General features: G+C 69.1%; 20 protein-coding genes. 6 read left to right on the top strand and 14 right to left on the bottom strand.

Going from position 1 to position 16143, the window contains the following annotated elements:
• Nucleotides 1–265: 265 nt before the first annotated feature.
• The 3 genes from ACXC9Q_RS16245 to ACXC9Q_RS16235 all read left to right on the top strand — a co-directional run bounded on the left by ACXC9Q_RS16245 (nt 266) and on the right by ACXC9Q_RS16235 (nt 3288).
• A complete protein-coding gene (locus ACXC9Q_RS16245) occupies nt 266–1147 on the top strand; it encodes a hypothetical protein (RefSeq protein ID WP_457057336.1) in 882 nt (293 codons plus the stop codon).
• Nucleotides 1117–1872 carry a DinB family protein gene (locus ACXC9Q_RS16240; protein ID WP_457057335.1) on the top strand — a complete coding sequence of 252 codons (756 nt, stop codon included), beginning with the start codon at nt 1117–1119 and terminating at the stop codon, nt 1870–1872. Before ACXC9Q_RS16245 ends, ACXC9Q_RS16240 begins: the two co-directional genes overlap by 31 nt.
• Before the next feature lie 189 nt (nt 1873–2061).
• Nucleotides 2062–3288 (top strand): MFS transporter, encoded by a 1227-nt coding sequence (locus tag ACXC9Q_RS16235; protein WP_457057334.1) that lies wholly within the window; start codon nt 2062–2064, stop codon nt 3286–3288.
• A gap of 7 nt (nt 3289–3295) precedes the next feature.
• On the opposite strand, the gene ACXC9Q_RS16230 is transcribed toward ACXC9Q_RS16235, so the two are convergent.
• A complete protein-coding gene (locus ACXC9Q_RS16230) occupies nt 3296–4252 on the bottom strand; it encodes a GlxA family transcriptional regulator (RefSeq protein WP_457057333.1) in 957 nt (318 codons plus the stop codon).
• Between the two features lie 117 nt (nt 4253–4369).
• Between ACXC9Q_RS16230 and ACXC9Q_RS16225 the strand changes: the two genes are divergently transcribed.
• Nucleotides 4370–4834 carry a VOC family protein gene (locus tag ACXC9Q_RS16225; protein ID WP_457057332.1) on the top strand — a complete coding sequence of 155 codons (465 nt, stop codon included), beginning with the start codon at nt 4370–4372 and terminating at the stop codon, nt 4832–4834.
• On the opposite strand, the gene ACXC9Q_RS16220 is transcribed toward ACXC9Q_RS16225, so the two are convergent.
• Complete coding sequence (locus ACXC9Q_RS16220; RefSeq protein ID WP_457057331.1) at nt 4806–5891, bottom strand: FAD-dependent oxidoreductase; 1086 nt, start codon at nt 5889–5891, stop codon at nt 4806–4808. The two genes, ACXC9Q_RS16225 and ACXC9Q_RS16220, sit on opposite strands and share 29 nt — an antisense overlap.
• 40 nt (nt 5892–5931) lie before the next feature.
• On the opposite strand from ACXC9Q_RS16220, the gene ACXC9Q_RS16215 reads away from it, so the two are divergent.
• A complete protein-coding gene (locus tag ACXC9Q_RS16215) occupies nt 5932–6825 on the top strand; it encodes a LysR family transcriptional regulator (protein WP_457057330.1) in 894 nt (297 codons plus the stop codon).
• A 4-nt stretch (nt 6826–6829) separates the two neighbouring features.
• On the opposite strand, the gene ACXC9Q_RS16210 is transcribed toward ACXC9Q_RS16215, so the two are convergent.
• The 8 genes from ACXC9Q_RS16210 to ACXC9Q_RS16175 form a co-directional block, all read right to left on the bottom strand.
• Complete coding sequence (locus tag ACXC9Q_RS16210) at nt 6830–7312, bottom strand: 2,4'-dihydroxyacetophenone dioxygenase family protein (protein WP_328519049.1); 483 nt, start codon at nt 7310–7312, stop codon at nt 6830–6832.
• Nucleotides 7313–7323: 11 nt separating this feature from the next.
• On the bottom strand, nt 7324–8028 hold the full coding sequence (locus tag ACXC9Q_RS16205; RefSeq protein WP_457057329.1) for an SDR family NAD(P)-dependent oxidoreductase: 705 nt from the start codon (nt 8026–8028) through the stop codon (nt 7324–7326).
• A gap of 91 nt (nt 8029–8119) precedes the next feature.
• Nucleotides 8120–8770, bottom strand: a complete 651-nt coding sequence (locus ACXC9Q_RS16200; RefSeq protein WP_457057328.1) for a hypothetical protein — start codon at nt 8768–8770, stop codon at nt 8120–8122.
• Nucleotides 8771–8857: 87 nt separating this feature from the next.
• Nucleotides 8858–9565 (bottom strand): hypothetical protein, encoded by a 708-nt coding sequence (locus tag ACXC9Q_RS16195; protein WP_457057327.1) that lies wholly within the window; start codon nt 9563–9565, stop codon nt 8858–8860.
• A gap of 80 nt (nt 9566–9645) precedes the next feature.
• Nucleotides 9646–11181 (bottom strand): precorrin-2 C(20)-methyltransferase, encoded by a 1536-nt coding sequence (locus tag ACXC9Q_RS16190; protein ID WP_457057326.1) that lies wholly within the window; start codon nt 11179–11181, stop codon nt 9646–9648.
• On the bottom strand, nt 11181–11813 hold the full coding sequence (locus ACXC9Q_RS16185) for a precorrin-8X methylmutase (protein WP_457057325.1): 633 nt from the start codon (nt 11811–11813) through the stop codon (nt 11181–11183). The genes ACXC9Q_RS16190 and ACXC9Q_RS16185 overlap by 1 nt, the downstream gene beginning before the upstream one ends.
• Nucleotides 11810–12904, bottom strand: coding sequence for a precorrin-3B synthase (locus ACXC9Q_RS16180; protein WP_457057324.1), 1095 nt, complete (start codon nt 12902–12904; stop codon nt 11810–11812). The genes ACXC9Q_RS16185 and ACXC9Q_RS16180 overlap by 4 nt, the downstream gene beginning before the upstream one ends.
• 10 nt (nt 12905–12914) lie before the next feature.
• Nucleotides 12915–13397, bottom strand: a complete 483-nt coding sequence (locus tag ACXC9Q_RS16175; RefSeq protein WP_457057323.1) for a hypothetical protein — start codon at nt 13395–13397, stop codon at nt 12915–12917.
• A 33-nt stretch (nt 13398–13430) separates the two neighbouring features.
• Between ACXC9Q_RS16175 and ACXC9Q_RS16170 the strand changes: the two genes are divergently transcribed.
• Complete coding sequence (locus ACXC9Q_RS16170) at nt 13431–13913, top strand: MarR family winged helix-turn-helix transcriptional regulator (protein WP_457057322.1); 483 nt, start codon at nt 13431–13433, stop codon at nt 13911–13913.
• A gap of 33 nt (nt 13914–13946) precedes the next feature.
• On the opposite strand, the gene ACXC9Q_RS16165 is transcribed toward ACXC9Q_RS16170, so the two are convergent.
• The 4 genes from ACXC9Q_RS16165 to ACXC9Q_RS16150 are packed head-to-tail and all read right to left on the bottom strand — an operon-like array spanning nt 13947 to nt 15974.
• Nucleotides 13947–14567, bottom strand: coding sequence for a dihydrofolate reductase family protein (locus ACXC9Q_RS16165; RefSeq protein ID WP_457057321.1), 621 nt, complete (start codon nt 14565–14567; stop codon nt 13947–13949).
• The gene (locus ACXC9Q_RS16160; protein WP_457057320.1) at nt 14567–15070 is read right to left on the bottom strand and encodes an SRPBCC family protein; all 504 of its coding nucleotides are present in this window, start codon (nt 15068–15070) and stop codon (nt 14567–14569) included. Before ACXC9Q_RS16160 ends, ACXC9Q_RS16165 begins: the two co-directional genes overlap by 1 nt.
• Before the next feature lie 3 nt (nt 15071–15073).
• Nucleotides 15074–15415, bottom strand: a complete 342-nt coding sequence (locus ACXC9Q_RS16155) for an ArsR/SmtB family transcription factor (RefSeq protein ID WP_457057319.1) — start codon at nt 15413–15415, stop codon at nt 15074–15076.
• Nucleotides 15416–15461: 46 nt separating this feature from the next.
• Nucleotides 15462–15974, bottom strand: a complete 513-nt coding sequence (locus tag ACXC9Q_RS16150) for an NUDIX hydrolase (protein WP_457057318.1) — start codon at nt 15972–15974, stop codon at nt 15462–15464.
• Nucleotides 15975–16143 lie beyond the last annotated feature (169 nt).

Here is a 16143-nt window from a genome sequence, read left to right as displayed (position 1 = left end):
GTGAGACCCGGTGGCCCCTGGATCCGGGAGCCGGGCGTGGCGTCGGCCCGTGTGGTGATCCGGTCCCAGGTCAATTTCAGGGGAGAACCTCGCAGCTGCACCCTTCTACCCACCGCATTCCGGGGGTGAAGGGACCAGATCAGGGGTGAACCCCGCACCTGGCCCCCGGGCCGGCTTCGGGGTGGTGGTCGCTCCCGAGTTCCCGCAACCTGGTCGGAGCCTGGAGTGGCGGCGGAGCAGCGGTGTTGTGTTGGATGCAATGGTGATGGACGACCTGCACCTCTGCGCGGCCGCATACCGTAATGTCGAGGATGCGGTCGAGCACTTCGCTCGATACGGCGACGGCGCGCTCTCGAGTCGGCGCTCTGGCACTCTTCTTGTCGCTTCTGCGACCAACTTCGTCGGAGCGTTCCACAACGCAGCATTGCGCGTGGCACCCGACACCGACCCTCGTCGGGTCCTGGACGAGGCGCGTGCCTTCGGTAGGGCGCAGGGTCGGGACATCGTGCTGTGGGCAGGCATCCATCGCGACCATGACTTAGCCACGCAAGCCTGTGCCGAGGGGCTTCAGCTTCAATCGACCGCACTCGGCATGGTGCTGCACACACCGCCACCGGCACCCGCCGTACCGCCTGATACCGAGCTGGTTCAGGTCAGCGACCGCGACGGCGTGGACGAGTTCGCCGCGGTGCATCGCAGTGTGTTCCGTGATGGCGGCCGGGATGTCGGGGCGGTCGACCACTTCGCGTCGCCGGGCGGGTTGTTGGCGCCGAACGTGGCGGCCGTTGTCGCCCGGGTGCACGGCACACCGGTGTCCTGCGCGATGGTCATCCACCGCGGGCCTGCCGCCGGGGTCTACTGGGTGGCGACCACGGCCGCGGCACGCAATCAGGGGCTCGGGACGCTCGTGACCGGCGCTGTCGTACGAATGGGCTTCGAGTACGGGCCGACGTCGTCGTGCTCCAGGCCACCGAGCTTGGTGCTCCGGTCTACCGACGGATGGGCTTCGTCTCCTTCACCGACTATCAACGGTTCCTCGTGCCCTTGGCATGACATCGGAGACTGTCGGAGGTGCGTGTTAGCTTGCGGCAACTGGGTGCTCGAGGAGGAGAAGTCATGGCAACTTTCGGCCGGTCTGATGACTTGAAGGCAGCGGAGTTCGTCGGTGTCGATCTGAGTGGTGCCCGGTTTGTCGAGAGTGATCTGTCCGGGGTGGTGATGCGCGGGGTCGAGGTGGCGCGGACGGATATCGATGCGCCGTGGCTCGGCGAGGGTGAGTTCCTCCGGATCAATGGTGTCGACGTGATCTCGTTCGTCGAGGCTGAGCTGAACCGGCGCTTTCCCGGTCGCGCGGACCGACAGGCCGGGGATCCGGATGGTCTGCGTGCGGCCTGGAGTTCGCTCCAGTCCACCTGGGCGGTGACGCTCGAGCGTGCCGCGGGGATGCCGGCCGGGACGGTTGACGTGTCGGTGGACGGGGAGTGGTCGTTCGCGCAGACGCTGCGGCACCTGGTGCATGCGACGGACATGTGGCTGGGCAAGGCGGTTCTGGAGATCGAGCAGCCGTTCCATCCCATCGGTCAACCGGACAGAGACATCGAGGACGACGGCGCGGACGGGTCGGAGTCCACAACGGACAGACCGTCGTACGGCGAGGTGCTCGAGGTCCGGGCGGGGCGGGTCGCGATGGCGAGCGACTTCATTGCCACGGTCACGCCGGAGGTGCTGGCCGAGACGCGCCGGAATCCGCACGCCCCCGACCACGCCGAGACAGTCCTCTCGTGCCTGCACGTGATCCTCGAGGAGGAGTGGGAGCACCACCGCTTCGCCGTCCGCGACCTCGACGCGATCGAAGCGAAGTCCGACGCCTGATTCAGTCGGCCGCGGGGACCCAGCACAGGCAGAACGGGTGGCCGGCCGGGTCGGCGTAGACCTAGATACCGCGGGGCGCCGTGCGATCGTCGGTGGCCTTCAGCAGGCGAGCACCGACGGCGGGCTGGCGGATTGACGGGATCTGTCAGTCCGACGGCCGAATCAGGTGGGTGGGCGTTGGGTGAGGGGGTGACTGGATCTCTCCCGCCGGCCGTGCGCCGGTTGATTGCGGCAACGTTGGTCAACACGCTGGGGAACGGTGTGTACGCGGCTGTCGGCGCGCTCTACCTGACCAGGGCCGCCGGGCTCTCGGTCGGGCAGGTCGGCGTCGGTCTCACAGTGGCCGGGTTGGTCGGGCTGGTGACCAGCGCCCCGCTCGGTGTCGTCGCCGATCGGCTCGGGCCTAACCGCGCGTACGTCGGCTTCCTCATCCTCCAGGCGATCACGATGAGTGCGCTGACGCAGGTCCATTCGTTCCTTCCGTACGTCGTGGTCGCGGGCGTCACCGCGATCGCGGACTCCGGCCAGCGGGGCGCGAAGGGCGCGCTGATCGCCGGCCTGTCCCCGGCCGACCAGCGGGTGCGGACCCGGGCGATCCTGCGCGTGACGACCAACATCGGGATGGGCGCGGGGATGGCGCTGGCCGGGATCGTGCTCGCGGTCGACCGGCGGGAGGTGTACGTCGTCGCCCTGCTGGCGAACGCGGTGACGTACCTGGCCACCGCCGCGCTGGTCCGGTTCGGCCTGCCGGCGGTGGAAAGGGTGCCCTCGGCAACTGGTCCGGCCGCGTCGACCGCCTTGAAGGACCGTCCGTTCCTGGTCTTCGTCGCGTTGGACGGCGTACTCAGCATGCACAACGCGATGGTGCAGATCGCGATCCCGCTGTGGGTGGCGACCGCGACGGACGCGCCACGGTGGTTGATCTCGGTGCTGCTGGTGATCAACTCCGTCGCCGTGGTCCTGCTCCAGATCCGGGTCGCCCGCGGAACCGAAAGCCTTCCCGGCGCCGCCCGCGCCGGGCGCCGGGCCGGCCTTCTGCTGGCCGCCGCCTGTGTGGTCCTGGCCCTCACCGACATCACGTCCGGAGCGATCACCGTCGGCCTGCTGATCGCAGCCGCTCTGGTGCACGTTCTCGGCGAGATGCTGCAGTCCGCCGGGGGTTGGGGGATCAGCTTCGAGCTGGCCCCGCCCGGCGCCCAGGGCCAGTACCAAGGCGCCTACGCGATGGGTCACCAAGTCGGCGATCTCATGGCCCCGCTCATTCTCACGACCATCGCCGTCACCTGGGGCTGGCCCGGATGGTTGCTCACAGCCACCATCTTTCTCACCGCCGGCACGCTTCTCCCGATCGCTGTCCGACGGCACCCGCACTGGTCCGAACCGACCGACGCCCGGGATCAGGTAGCTGCCGCGTGAGCGACGATTACACGCTGCGGAGGGAGGTGGTGGTTTTGCCGGTGCGTTGGCGAAGGAGGGTGCGGAGGGTGTTGGCCTGCTCGTAGCCGACTTTGCGGGAGATCGTCTCCAGGGACAGGTCGGTGGTGCGCAGCAGGTGGATGGCGCGTTCGATTCTGAGGTCCTGGACGAAGCGGATGGGGGATGTGCCCATGGTCCGTTGGACGGTGCGCTGAAGGGTTCGCTCGCTGACCCCCAGACTCCGGGCGGCTTCGGGGATGCTGATCGCCTCGCCGAGGCGGTCGCGGGCCCAGCGTTCGAACGCGGCGACGACGGGGTCGTTCTGGGCCAGTTCGCTGGGCATGATGTACGGCGCCTGTGAGGGGCGTTCGTCGACGACGAGGTAGTGAGCCACGAGGTCGGCGACGGCGGGACTGCCGGCGCGAACGAGCGCGAGCGCCAGGTCGAGATGGCCGAACGCGGCTCCGGCGGTGGTGATCGTGTCCTCGTGGACCACCATGCTGCCCTGCTCGAGCTGAATCTGGGGATAGCGGGCGCGGAACGCCGGTGCCAGCCACCAGGTGGTCGTCGCGCGCAGCCCGTCGAGGACACCGGCTTCGGCCAGCAGGAACGTGCCGGCGCAGGCCGAGGCGACCGCCGCGCCGCGGGCGTGCGTCTTGGCGATCAGCTCCCGTGTAGGCAGGGACCGTTCGCCGGCAACCAACTCGACCAGTGCTTCAGGCCGGCGTTCGTTGATGGCGGGTACGACGAGCAGGTCCGCCGAGTCGGCCCGGGTGACGGGCTCGCAGTCGACGAGGTGCCCGGCCGAAGTACGGACTTGCGGGTCGAAGCCGATCGTCGTGACGTGCCAGCGCGGGGGTTCAGCCAGTTGCTCAGCCATGGCGTTCGCGGTGTCCAGCACGTCGAGGATCGACGCCAACCCGGAGTCGAACACGCCCGCACTGACCAGAACCGCGATCTCCACGTCGGAAACTCTATCAATCGTGTCGTTTCCGCCACTGACCGGGCAGGGGGTCAGCGACGTACGTTGTGCGAGGCGCCAGGAAAACCCAGCAGTTGGACAACCAGAAAGAGAGTGGACATGAGCTCCACGCGCAACGATGCGGGCGTCGGCGATGGCGAGCTGCACCTCGAGAACGACGTCATTCCGGTCTCCGACGTCGATCGATCCAAGCAGTTCTACGAACGCTTGGGATGGCGGCTCGACGACGACGTCGCCCCGCTGGACGGCCTGCGGATCGTCCAGTTCACCCCACCGGGCTCCCCCTGCTCGATCACGTTCGGCACTGGACTCACCGCGGCCGCGCCCGGCTCGGCGCAGGCGGTGCTGGTCGTCTCCGACATCGAAGCGACCCACAAGGATCTCGTCAGCCGTGGCATCGACGTTGTCGATGTCTGGCACGGCCCACCGTTCCCGGTCGAGGCACGGCAGCCCGGCCCTGACCCGGAGCGCACCAGCTACGGCTCGTTCTGCTCGTTCACCGATCCGGACGGCAACACGTGGCTGGTCCAGGAGATCACGACGCGACTGCCCGGTCGGGTCTGACCTCCGGTTTGGGGAGGTCGCGGAGGTCGCGGGCGGCGGTGAAGCCGGCTCGGTTGGCGCCGATGGTGCTGGCGGACGGACCGTAGCCGACCAGGTGGATGCGGGGGTCGAGGACGGTGGCGGTGCCGTTCATCCGGATGCCGCCGGAGGTCTCGCGGAGGTGGAGGGGAGCGAGGTGGGCCAGGTCGGCGCGGAAGCCGGTGGCCCAGAGGATCGCGTCGACGTGCTCCGAACGCCCGTCGGCCCACTCGACGCCGTCGAGCGTGATGCGGGCGAACATCGGGAGCCGGGTGTAGACGCCGCGCTCCAACGCCGCCTGCTCCTGCTCGCGGAGGTGCAGGCCCGTCACGCTCACCACGCTCCTCGGTGGCAGGCCCGCCCGGACGCGTTCCTCGACCTTCGCGACCACCTTGCGGCCGTACTCGGGGTTGAAATCCTCACCGGTCCGCCACTCCGGCGGCTGTCGCGTCACCCAGGTGATCGTCGCGACCTCGGAGATCTCCGCGAGCAATTGGACCGCCGACGCACCACCGCCGACGACAAGCACGTGCTGTCCGGCGAATTCCGCGGCCCCGTTGTAGTCGGCCGTGTGTAGCTGCCGCCCACGGAAGGTCTCGATCCCCGGATACCAGGGAATGAACGGCCGGTTCCATGTCCCTGTCGCGTTCACCAGAGCCGCCGTACGGTAGCTGCCGGCAGATGTCCGCACCTCGAACCCACCCTCCACGGCATGCACGCTCGACACCGTCACTGGCCGCACCACAGGCAACTCGAACCGCTTCTCGTAGTCCGCGAAGTACGACGGCACGAAAACGTTCGCCCGCTCCGGCCCAGCGATCGACGGCACCGGCACGCCCGGCAGGTTCGCGATCCCGTGCACGTCGTGCATGGTCAGCGAGTCCCACCGATGCTGCCATGCCCCACCCGGCTCCGGGTTGCGATCCAGTACGACGACCTCGTCGTACGGCGTGAAGCCCAGCCGCACCAAGTGGTACGCAGCCGACAAGCCGGCCTGGCCGGCGCCGATCACCACTACCTCGAGCACATCAGAGGTCAACGTCCGGATCGGCGGCGGTCTTCCCGGCTAGCGTGATGCCATGGATCTCACCGCGGCGTACGGGTTCCGGATGGACTGGATCGTCAGCTTCGTCGCCGTCGCCCGCCACGGCGGGTTCTCGGCCGCGGCCAAGGCGACCTTCCGCTCCCAGTCGCGCATCAGCGAACACATCGCCGAGCTGGAGAAGGCCCTCGACGTGCGGCTCTTCGACCGCACCACCCACCCGGCCAGACTTACTCCGGAAGGACGTGCACTCGTCCCGCATGCCGAGGAGATCCTCAATCGCCTCAACGATCTGGCGTCTGCCGGGGGAGAGGTCCGCTTCGGCACCTACCCGAGCGCCGCGGCCTGGCTCTTCCCGCAAGTGGTACGACGCCTGCCCGCCGAGATCAGGCTGCATCTGGTCGAGGGGCCGAGCATCGACCTCGAAGGCGCCCTCGGGCGGGGTGACGTCGACCTCGCGATCCGGCCGGTCCATCCGCTGGTGGCGTCGGAGTCGCTGCACCACGAGATCCTCTGGACCGAGCCGCTGGTCGCCGTGTTCCAGGACGGCCACCCGCTGGCCGCGGCGCCGGAGGTCAGCCTCGGGGAGTTGGCCGAGTTGCCGCTGATCTCGATCGGAGAGACCTCCGGCGTACGCCAGTTCGAGTCACACCTTGCGTTCGCCTCCGCTGGACTCAACCCGGAGAGTGTCTTCCGCACCAACCAGCCGCAAACCCTGCTCTCGCTGGTCCGTCACGGCCTGGGCACGGGCGTCACCAACGCACTCGCGGTCACCACCGCCAACCTCACCGGCGTACGCCTGGTCCCGATCAGCGACTCAGGAGTGGAGCGGCAGGTGGCGCTCTTCGTCCACCGCGACCGGCCTCGCACCCCGGCGCTGGACCAGGTGATCACCGCGGTCCGCGCCGTACCGCCGCCGACCTGGCCCTAGCGGTCTAGCGGATGAACTGGTCGACGTAGTCCGCTCCGAGCCCGTTCGACCCGTAGTGGTCGCGGCAGAGCTGGATCTTGGTGAACGTGTCCTCGTATCCGGTCTGGTTGCCCTCGTCGTCGACATAGATCATCGCGCCGGAGATGTTGAAGAACGTGATCATCTCGGTGCAGTCCTCGGGCACCCGCAGCGTGTGGATCTCGCCCGGCGGTTCGTACACGAACGATCCCGTCTCCGCGACCCACCCGTGTTCGTCGTACTGCCACTTGCCCTTGATCACATAGCCGAAGACCGCGCTCGGGTGCCGGTGCCGGGACACGATGCCGGACCGGGTGACCTTGAGCAGGTTGCACCACTGACCGGTGACCGTGTTCAGCATCAACGGCCGGAACCACACGTCCGGCGCCTGCGGCACCCACAGCCGCTCGTCCTCGGGCACCGCCGGTACGGCGATCTCCGCGGGCACACCTGCTGAAACCGGGATCATCGACTGCTCCTTCACATGCTCTGGTATCCGCCGTCGACGGGTACGACGGTGCCGGTGACGAACCCCGCGTCCGGCCCGGCGAGGAACGCGATCACACCGGCGACCTCGGCGGGCGTGCCCCAGCGGGCCATCGGCGTCCGGGAAAGGATCCGGTCGGAGGCGACCGGATCGGCTTGCAGCGCGGCGGTCAGGTCGGTGGCGATCCAGCCGGGCGCGACCGCGTTCACCCGGATGCCGTCCGCGGCCCACGCGACCGCGAGCGACTTGGTCAGCTGGACGATCCCACCCTTGCTGGCGCTGTACGCCGGGACGAGCGGACCACCGAAGTAGCTCAGCATCGACGCGACGTTGACGACACAGCCCCGGCTCGCGGAGAGCAGGTCGTGCGCCGCCTCGGCCGCTCGCATCGCGCCGGTCAGGTTGATCTCGACGACCTCGCGGAACACCTCCGGCCGGTGCTCGTCACCTCGCCGGATGATGCCGGCCGCGTTCACCAGGACGTCGAGATCGTCGAGCGACTCGATCAGGTCCTCGAGGGCGTGCGGCTCGCGCAGATCGAGCTCGCGAACGTCGGCGACTCTCCCCAGTTCCGGCGGGGCCGCCGAGCTGCCCAGGCCGGCGGCGATCACGGTCGCGCCGTCGGCGCCGAACCGCAGCGCGGTGGCCGCGCCGATCCCACTCGTGCCTCCGACGACGAGCGCAGTACGGGCTGACATGTCCGGCATCCTGCACGGCGCCGGCACCTCGGGCAAGGAAGACCCGGACGGCGGATGGGAGCTATCCGCCGTCCGGGTCTGGTCCCTGCTGTCAGTCGCCGCTGAGGTCGATGCGGCGGTGGTAGCGCTGCCCGGCCTTGCCGCCGACCAGCGCGGCCAGCAGCGTGACCACGACGGCCGCCGCGAGGGCGACCAGTCCGCCCGTGGTCAGCGTGTGGATCGCGATCGGCAGTGACGGCAGATCCACCCGGTTCAGGACGTCGTACTGCGAGCCGGCCAGCGCGGCGATGCCCGCGACGACGACCGTCACGAGTACGCCGATCAGCCAGACGCCGAAGCCCTGCCGGGCACCGTCGAACCTGGCCAGCCGGCCGGCGACGTACCCGCCGTTGTAGTAGGCGATCGCCAGGATCACGACCAAGACCGCGCCGGACACGACGCCGATCGTGCCCGCGTCGGCCTTGGCCGCGGTCCAGTCGATCGGGGTCGCGTAGTCCACGCCGGCCGCGATGGCGCCGACGATGCCGGTCAGCAGGGCGATCAGTCCGATCGCGACCAGCCAGCCGAAGAACGCGGAACCGCCTTTGAACCCCCGGTACGCCGGGTCCACTTCAGTGGCGGCCGAAGTCCGGATGTCCGCTCGGTGCGACGGCTGGGTCTCTTGCTCGTGCTCAGCGCGGCGCAGCGTGCGGGTCTCGTCGAGCTGCTGTGTTTCCGTGTCGTCACGGTAGTGCTGGATCATCGTCAGTTCTCCTCACCGGCAGGCCCCGTGCACGTATCCGGTACCCGCGAAACCGCTGGCCATGCGTGGTGAGGTGGTAGCTGACCGCTAGTCGAGCAAACGATCGATCTTGTCGTGGTACCGCTTGCCGGCCTTCCCACCGAGGATCGCGAACATCAGCGTCAGCAGGACCAGCGTCGCCGCCGCGATGATCCCGCCCATGGTGAGTGTGTCGTTGGTCAGCGCCACGTCCGGCCGGTTGATGTCGGCGATGAAGTCGTACTGGTTGTTCAGTAGCGCGCCTCCGCCGGCCGCCAGGACAGAGACCAGCAGCGCGATCATCCAGACGCCGAAGCCCTGTCGTCCGCCGTCGAAGCGAGCGAGTCGGCCGGCGACGTACCCGCCGGTGTAGAAGGCCAGGCACAGCATGAAGATGGCGACAGCCGCAGCGGTGATGGTCGCCGCGCCGGGGTCTGCCTTGGCGTCGCTGCTGGTGTAGTCCAGGATCTGCGCGGTGCCGAGGGCCGCCGCGGAGACCGCGGCCAGCAGCAGCACCGACATGGCGATCGCGATCAGCCACCCGAAGAACGCCGCACCGAACTTGAAGCCGCGGTAGGACAGCAGTTCGGGGTCGACGTCAGGCTCAACGGCTGCCGCCGGGAGTGTCCCCGTCGTCGTCGATGGTGAGTCCACGGGAATCGAAATGGTGCTCATCGCCCGATTGGCGGCCGCCCGTACCTCCTCGTAGCGCTGCGTGCTGGTCGTTTCTGGGTCGGGCGATGTGATCGTGGCAGTCTCGCCGTACTGCTGAGCCATGTCCGCTGTTCTCCTCACTGGTCAGCCTCGCGCGGTCTCTACCCTCTGGCAGCGCGTCTGACACAGGCGGAGGGCGGATTTTAACCGGCCCCTGGCGTGTGCTCACTCACCGTCGCTGGATAGCGGCGCGGAGTGAAGACCAGGGGTCCGGCCGGGCGGGGCACGGTGCGGGTCTGCGACGAGCCGACCAGCAGCAGGCAGCGCATGTCAACCGCCTGCGGGTCGAGCTCAGCCAGGGTTGTGACGGTGATCGCCTCTTGGGGACCGCCCACGTCGCGGCCGATGACGACCGGAGTGTCCGCGGAACGGTGTTCGAGCAGCAGGTCACGGGTCGCGGCCACCTGCCAGGTGCGGGACTTCGAGGCGGGGTTGTAGATCGCGATCGCGAGGTCCGCTCGAGCTGCCGCCGTCAGCCGCTGGGCGATAACTTCCCAGGGCTTGAGCCGATCCGACAGCGACAGCACGCAGTAGTCGTGCCCGAGCGGTGCTCCGACCCGGCTGGCGACGGCCTGCGCCGCGGTCATGCCGGGCAGCACGCGTACGGCGATATCGGCGTACTCGGGCGCCGACGCGACCTCCGTGACCGCACTGGCCATCGCGAACACCCCGGGGTCTCCGGACGAGACCACGACCACGGTGGAGCCCTTGCGCGCCAGGTCCAGGGCGAACGCGGCCCGCTCGGACTCGACCCGGTTGTCCGACCCGTGCTTGCGCTGACGGGCGCGGTCGGGCAGGCGGTCGACGTACGGGCCGTAGCCGATCAGGTCGTCGGCCGCCGCGATCGCGGCGCGCACCTCGGGGGTCATCCACTCCGGCCCGGCCGGTCCGAGGCCGACCACGGTGACCGAACCGTCCGTGGCGGTTTTGGGCGCCGGGGGAGCGAAGGTGTTGTTGATCGGGCTCGGGAGCAGGGCGAGGGAGAAGTACGGCACGTCGTCCGGGTCCACCTCGTTGAGGGGAGCCGTGCGCTGCGCGTCGGTCGTCGCGCGTTCGACGTACCAGGCCTCGTCGGCGCGTCCGGCCAGCTCGAACGCCTCGCGGACGTTGTGGAACGTCCGGCCGAGCTTCATCACCGCTGCCGCGTCGGTGCTGCGGAGGCGGTCGGCGAGGACGTCGGGCGGCAGGGTCCCGGGCAGGACGGTGAGGATCTCGTCCCGCTCGCACAACGGCCGTCCGAGTACGGCGGCCGCCGCGCTCACCGAGGTCACGCCGGGGACGACCTCACACGGGTAGCGGTCGGCCAGCCGCTTGTGCATGTGCATGTAGGAGCCGTAGAAGAGTGGATCGCCCTCGGCCAGTACGACGACGTCGCGGCCGGCGTCGAGATGCGCGGCGAGCCGCGCGGCACAGTCGGCGTAGAAGTCGTCCATCGCGCCTCGGTAGCCGCCGGGATGATCAGTGGTCTCGGTCGTCAGCGGGTAGACCAGGTGCTCCTCGAGTTGGCCTTCCCTCAGGTACGGCGCTGCGACACTTCGCGCGATGCTCCGGCCGTGACGCGCACTGTGAAACGCGATCACATCGGCGGCACCGATCAGCCGGGCCGCCTTCACCGTCACGAGCTCAGGATCGCCCGGTCCCAACCCGACACCCCACAACCGTCCCGTGCGCTCGCCCATCACTCTTCCTCGCTTGCGATCGCGTTGACGGCCGCAGCGGTGATCGCACTCCCACCGCGACGTCCGCGCACCACCAGGTACTCCAGGCCGAGCCCGTTCGCCACCAGCGCGTCCTTGGACTCCGCCGCGCCGATGAACCCGACCGGGATCCCGAGGATCACGGCCGGCCGCGGCGCGCCGTCCTTCAGCAGCTCGAGCAGGCGGAACAGGGTCGTCGGAGCGTTGCCAATAGCAACAACCGAGCCGCTGAGGTGCTCATGCCAGAGATCGACTGCCGCGGCGCTCCGGGTGGTCTGCAACTCGTGCGCCAGCTCGACGGTCCTCGGATCCTGCAGTGTGCAGATCACCTGGTTGTCCGCGGGCAGCCGGCGCCGGGTGATGCCGGCCGCCACCATCTGCGCGTCACACAGGATCGGCGCGCCACCCTGCAGCGCAGCCCGCGCGTTCTTGACGACATTGGGCGACCAGGCGAGGTCCGCGACCAGATCGGTCATCCCACACGCATGGATCATCCGTACGGCGACCTGCGCCACGTCGGCCGGAAGCTCGCCAAGTGCCGCCTCACGCCGGATCGTCGCGAACGACCGCCGGTAGATCTCCGCGCCGTCCCGCACGTACTCGAACCCGCTCACATCCGCTCCCCGTCCACCAGATACCCATTGCCCACAGCAACCACATCCACAAAGTCCCCGGCCGGCTTCCCGCACCGCCGCTCACACCCCGACCAATGCACCCGCCGCCCGTCCCGCTCCATCCCCGGCACCACCCGCCAGGCGTCCCCCCGAACATCCGCCAAGGCTTTCCCACACCCCGGCCGCCCCGCACACGCCGTCACACCCTCCCAGACCGAGTCTGCGGTGGTAACCAACCCGACCCGCTCCAGCTCTTCGGTCGACACCACAGGCACCACAACCGACCGCCATGGCGTGAGCCGGATCTCGTCAGCAACCTCGGTGAGCACACCAGCCTGTTCCTGGGTGAGGCTTCCCAGTGGGACGGTCACCACGAGTGCAGACCCGTGCCGACCGGCCGCGACCGTGGTGCTCTTCGTCGGGAGGTCCTCGGTCGCTTGCAGCTCGAGCCGGCTGAGGATGCGGTTCTCGCCGTCGTCCAGCTCGGCGATCCGCCACTCCTGCGCGTCACGCTCGGCCAGGAACGCCTCGGCAGCTGCAACCATCAAGCCGGCCGCATCACCCCACCGCACCCGGACACCGCGGGTGCCGACGCTCAGGAGGGCCTCGCGGTCATCTATCGCTCGGACAGAGACGTCAGCCCGCACGCCGGCCAGGTCACCGCGACCGTCGTCCAGGGCGAAGAGGAAGCGGCCTGGCAGCTCGGCCAGCGCGGGGCGGGCGCAGAGCTCTCGGTCGACCGCGGCCGCCACCGGGAGTACGTCGTACCGGGACTCCTGGTCCAGACCGGAGAGTGGGGACGCGAGGATGTTGCGGACTCGCTCATGCGTGAGCGACGGCAGCAGTCCGGCCGCGAAGAGCCGGTCCGACAGTTCGCGCGGCCCGTCGGGTCTCAGCGCGCGGATCTGCACGTTCCCGCGCGAGGTCAGCTCCAGTCGCCCGTCACCCAGCTCTCGAGTGGCCGACCGCAGCACCTCGAGCTGCTGAACGCTGAGCACCCCACCCGGCACCCGCACCCGCGCGAGACCGCCGTCGGCTGCCTGATGTACCGCCAGCACACCCGGGCACCGATCGGTCTGAGTCCTCGCCACAACCGCGATGCTACGTGCCCGGCACCTCCTGTGTTCTGGACCACAGCAGCACGCCGACCGTGAGCACCGCGCCCACCCCGCCGCACACCATCGCCACCGACACCGACGACGCGTCGACCACCAGTCCGCCCAGCAACGCTCCCGCCGTAGTGCGACCCACCACAGGCATCAGCAGCGTCGCCGTCGCGATCAGAGCAGCGCAGCCGGCGAAGGCGAGGGTGAGGTTGCGGGCGGCCGCAGTACCGGCCACGAGGTTCCCCACAGGTACGCCGAGCACCGAGCCGAGCGGGACCGCGGAGAAGATGACTGCGGTCGCGCGTGCGGTCCACTGCTCAGGGACCAGCCGCCCGGCCAGGCCGGCGCCGATCGACCAGAAGCCGCCGATGGTCAGGCCGACCAGGAAGCGGGCGAACAGTTCGAGCGTGTAGACCGGAGCGGCCGCGGCGAGGAAGCCGGCCGCTGGCGCCGGGGCGAATGATCCGCAGCGGATCATCTTTCAGTAGATAATCCGCGCTATGCTCGGATCATGGCGAAGACACCACCGCGGACGGTTCCCGACCTCACCGGCTACCTCACGCATGCCGGTCACGTCCTCGAGACCCGGCTGTCCGCGGCGCTGGCGGAGGTCGGGCTGACGGTGCGGATGCAGTGCGTCCTGCGGCACGCGCTCGAGGAGGAGCGCACCCAGATCCAGCTCGCCGAACTCGCCTACATGGACAAGACGACCATGGTCGTCACCGTCGACGCCCTCGAAAAGGCCGGCTACGCCGAACGCAAGCCCTCCGCCACCGACCGCCGCGCCCGCATCATCGCCGTCACCGAGGCCGGCGCCAAGGTCGCCGCCGAAGGCCAGCAAATAGTCGACCGAGTCCACGCCGAGGCCCTAGCTGCCCTCACCGCCCCCCAACGCAAACCCTTCGTCGACGCCCTCGTCACCCTCGTAGACGGCCACCTCTCCACCCCCGTAGAGGCGCAGCCCGTACGCAGACCCCGCCAACGCGCCAGCTAACTGCTACGCCGCCGTGTGTCGTCCGCCGGGCGCCTACCGCTCCCGGACGGCGTAGGTCAGGTGCGTCACCCTCGGGGAGGGCTCCGCGCGGATCGGTTCCAGGGCCACGCGGCCCGCGTCCACGCCCTCGAACAGGCGGATTCCGGAGCCGAACAACACGGGCGACAGCGCGATCGAGAACTCGTCGATCAGGACGGCGTTCACGTACTCCAGGATCGTCGCGCCGCCGCCCGCGATGCGGACGTCGCGGTCGCCGGCGGCCTCGCGGGCCTGGTCGAGCGCGGCCTCGATGCCGTCGTTGACGAAGTGGAAGGTGGTCCCGCCCGGCCGCTCCCAGGGGTCACGCTTCTCGTGCGTCACAACGAAGACCGGCGTGTGGAACGGCGCCTCCTCCGGCCACATCTGCTCGCCGGCGTCGAACATGCGCTTGCCCATCACGCTCGCGCCGGTGCGCTCGAACGTCTCCCGCGCGATGTCGTTGTCGCGCCCTTCCTCGCCGCCCTCGCCGAGCTTCAGGTTCTCCCGGAAGAACCGCAGCGGGAAGATCCACTGCTGCAGTTCCATCCACTGCTTCCCCATCAATTCTCCGAGAGACCCAGGTGCGATGAAGCCGTCCAGCGACATCGTCACGCTGAAGAACACCTTCCCGGCCATCAGCCCTCCACCCCCTTCCGCAGGAGGTCGACATAGGCAGCCAGGTTGCTCAGGGTCTGCCCGCCACCCTCGATCGCGTGGTACTTCTCGACCGCCTCGTCGCGCAGTTCCTTGGTGCGGAACACCGTGCGCATCTCGATCCGGGTCGCCGCGCCGTCCGGCGCGAAGGTCAGGACCGACTCGAAGGCGTCCGGGTCGTCGCGGGACTCACCGTGCAGCAGCTCGATCCGCTCCGGCGGGGCGATCCGCAGCCAGCGGATCCACTCGGAGTAGTCGGTCCCGTCCGGCCCGTGCAGTACGAAATCCCACTCCCCGCCCTCGCGGAACTCGAAGGACCGCGTGGTGGTGGTGAACCCCTCCGGACCCCACCACTGCGACAGGTGCCGGACCTCGGTGAACGCCTCGAACACCAGCTCCCGGGGGGCGTCGATGACCCGGGAGATCACGATCTCCCGGTCGGCCGTCGCCGGCTCCGTCCGCGCTTGTTGCCTTGCCGCTGCCATCGGTCAGTCCTCCTGCCGTGTCTGCTTGAGATCCTGCACGTAGGTGTCCAGCCGGTCGAAACTCTCGTTCCAGAACCGCTCGAATCCGCCGACCCACTCGTGGACCGGCCGCAGTCCGCGGGCGTCCAGGCCGTAGAGACGCTGCTTGCCTGCCTTGCGGTCCCGCACCAGACCGACCTCCCGGAGCACCCGCAGGTGCTTGGACGCCCGCGGCTGGCTCATCCCCAGCTCCTGGGCCAGGTCGGTCACCGGCCGCTCACCTGCCCGCAGCAGCACCAGAATGTCCCGGCGCTGCGGCTCGGCGATCGCGTTGAACGCGTCCGACGTCGTCGCTGCTCGTGCCATGCCCACCATCATATGCCCATATCGGCATGCGTCAAGGCGACCTGAATCAGGCGGGTCTTCTCGGACCCTTGTCAGCTGTGACCGGGGCCTTTCGGTGGCTGATGTCGATGGGATCTGGTGGCGCGCCGTCAGTCAGGAGGTCTGTCAGTAGACGGCCGAGGCGGGGTGGGTAGATCGTCTCGGCCGCTTCGCTCAGCTCCCGCGCCTGCCACCATCGGAAGCCCACGACGCTCAGGGCTTCACCCTCAGTGAATTGCGCCGGCACCGGGTCGAAGTGCTTCACCGAGTGCATCAGCCACTCTTCGTGGACCTCGACGACCCGGCCGTCGTACTCGTACAGGTGATCGCGTTGCCAGACCGGGAGTCCCGGCGGGAGGTCGACCAAGCCGGTCTCTTCGTAGGCCTCGCGAACCGCTGCAGCCTGCAATGTCTCGCCAGGCTCGACGCCGCCGCCGACGGGGTGCCAGCACTCGGCTTGTGTCTGAGGGTCCTTGGCGTGGATGAGCAGTAGGCGGTCGTCCTCGTCCAGCAGCACAAGCTTCACCGCAAGTCGTGCCACGGCCCGAACACTAGCCGGGCCAAGGCGCTCGGATCTCGTCTATCCGATCATTTCCCGGCCCTGCCGCTCCTGGAACAGCCGCCCACCGAGTCGTGGTGTGTGGCTGCGCACCGATTCCGCGAGTCGTGGACTGTGGTTGTGAAGTGCCGGGTGTCGGCAGCCGTATTCC

Source organism: Kribbella sp. CWNU-51 (assembly GCF_054073265.1).
This window is presented reverse-complemented; position numbering and strand designations above follow the sequence as displayed.

Coding starts and splice junctions, on each gene's coding strand:
- ACXC9Q_RS16245 (WP_457057336.1), top strand. CDS start 266: ATGGACGACCTGCACCTCTGCGCGGCCGCATACCGTAATGTCGAGGAT.
- ACXC9Q_RS16240 (WP_457057335.1), top strand. CDS start 1,117: ATGGCAACTTTCGGCCGGTCTGATGACTTGAAGGCAGCGGAGTTCGTC.
- ACXC9Q_RS16225 (WP_457057332.1), top strand. CDS start 4,370: ATGAGCTCCACGCGCAACGATGCGGGCGTCGGCGATGGCGAGCTGCAC.
- ACXC9Q_RS16215 (WP_457057330.1), top strand. CDS start 5,932: ATGGATCTCACCGCGGCGTACGGGTTCCGGATGGACTGGATCGTCAGC.
- ACXC9Q_RS16210 (WP_328519049.1), bottom strand. CDS start 7,312: ATGATCCCGGTTTCAGCAGGTGTGCCCGCGGAGATCGCCGTACCGGCG.
- ACXC9Q_RS16205 (WP_457057329.1), bottom strand. CDS start 8,028: ATGTCAGCCCGTACTGCGCTCGTCGTCGGAGGCACGAGTGGGATCGGC.
- ACXC9Q_RS16200 (WP_457057328.1), bottom strand. CDS start 8,770: ATGATCCAGCACTACCGTGACGACACGGAAACACAGCAGCTCGACGAG.
- ACXC9Q_RS16195 (WP_457057327.1), bottom strand. CDS start 9,565: ATGGCTCAGCAGTACGGCGAGACTGCCACGATCACATCGCCCGACCCA.
- ACXC9Q_RS16190 (WP_457057326.1), bottom strand. CDS start 11,181: ATGGGCGAGCGCACGGGACGGTTGTGGGGTGTCGGGTTGGGACCGGGC.
- ACXC9Q_RS16175 (WP_457057323.1), bottom strand. CDS start 13,397: ATGATCCGCTGCGGATCATTCGCCCCGGCGCCAGCGGCCGGCTTCCTC.
- ACXC9Q_RS16170 (WP_457057322.1), top strand. CDS start 13,431: ATGGCGAAGACACCACCGCGGACGGTTCCCGACCTCACCGGCTACCTC.
- ACXC9Q_RS16165 (WP_457057321.1), bottom strand. CDS start 14,567: ATGGCCGGGAAGGTGTTCTTCAGCGTGACGATGTCGCTGGACGGCTTC.
- ACXC9Q_RS16160 (WP_457057320.1), bottom strand. CDS start 15,070: ATGGCAGCGGCAAGGCAACAAGCGCGGACGGAGCCGGCGACGGCCGAC.
- ACXC9Q_RS16155 (WP_457057319.1), bottom strand. CDS start 15,415: ATGGCACGAGCAGCGACGACGTCGGACGCGTTCAACGCGATCGCCGAG.